This window comes from Methylobacterium nigriterrae, from assembly GCF_037106235.1.
GTDB lineage: Bacteria > Pseudomonadota > Alphaproteobacteria > Rhizobiales > Beijerinckiaceae > Methylobacterium > Methylobacterium nigriterrae.
Window position 1 is genome coordinate 1 of sequence record NZ_JBAWTG010000384.1, and the last position, 1,245, is coordinate 1,245.

At 65.8% G+C, this 1,245-nt stretch carries 1 protein-coding gene and 1 pseudogene; both read right to left on the reverse strand.

Annotated elements, in window-relative coordinates; genetic code table 11:
• Positions 1-493: 493 nt before the first annotated feature.
• Entirely contained in the window at positions 494-913 is a 420-nt protein-coding gene (locus WDW90_RS37270) for a CopG family transcriptional regulator (protein ID WP_336492749.1), read from the reverse strand.
• Positions 914-1,052: 139 nt separating this feature from the next.
• A pseudogene (locus WDW90_RS37275) lies at positions 1,053-1,245 on the reverse strand (transglutaminase family protein); the annotation flags it as partial.

Below are 1,245 nucleotides of genomic sequence, written 5' to 3' on the forward strand. Positions count from 1 at the left end.
CTCCTCGTACCGCGCCCCATCTGGTACCGGGACCGGTGCACGTTGCGGTGTTCCGAGGCCTTCGCCCAGGCCGGCCATCGAGCCCATCTTGGGAAAGCGTTCGCGTAAGGATCGTAGGGTCTCCGAGAGACCCTGCCGTTCTGAGGCACCCGTCTTGCCAGAAGGTGCATCGCCGACCGTCCTCTTTCCGAAGCTTGGCGCCGTCCAGGCTCCTCCAGGGGTCGAAGGCGCCACCATGTCGATGGTCGGCCTTAATGGCGCGGCACGGTCTCCGGTGCGGGGCGCTCTTTCTTGTGTGGCCGCTTGAGGATTGGCGGTCGCTGGGCGTCCCTGAAGCAGTGCCAGTGCCTCAGTGAGCTGGCCGGCTCGGGTGAGACGGGTCACCTCACCCATGTCGATGTTGGAGAATGCGTTCATGGTCATGATCCTGGATGAGGTGGACGGGCCGGTGCGGATGAGCTGGCCCTTGCCGGGGATGGGGTCAGGTGAGAAATCAGGCGGTACGGTCGGCCAACGCCGCCTTGACCGCCGGGCTGGCGTGGAAGGCGCCGAGCACCTGCACGGAGGCGATGCCTGCACGGGCGAGTTCCGGCGTGACGTCGGGCGCGATGCTGGCGAGGCCGAGGACTTGGATGTGGAGCGGGGCGGCAGCGTCTCTGGCCGCTTCCAGATCCTGCCGGGTGTAGTGGGAGAGGCCGAGGCTGAGCTGCTTGCGGGCCACCGATTGCTTCACCGCCTCGCCTTGACGCTCGAGCTGGTTGCGCACGGCCGTGCGGATGAAGTCGGCTCGGTTGGCGTAGAAGCCGTCGCGAACCAGCAGGTCGACATGGCCGAGATCGACGAAGCCGAGATTGATCGTCAGCTTCTCGCTGTCCGGCGCTCTCGGCCGGAGCTCTCGCACGTTGCCTGCCATCCCCAAGCCCTCCTTAAACCATCCCGTTGGATGGCTAGTAGATGGCTATTGGATGCAGATCCACAAGAGCGGGCTAACGTTTCCGCCAAGAGGTTTTTGAGACAGCGGCACACACGAGGGCGCTGGACCATTGGTCGGCTTACGAGGTGACGCTGACCTCGACGGTCATGCCTTGGAGCGCGTCGGCTGGGCCGCTGAAGCTGCCTATCACCGGAACCGCTTGGCGGATGTCGCGCGCGACGGCGACCGGGATCAGGTTCGCGCCGCCCACACTGCGGTTGGTTGGGTCGAAGGTGATCCAGCCCGCGCCCGGCAGGTAGACTTCGGCCCAG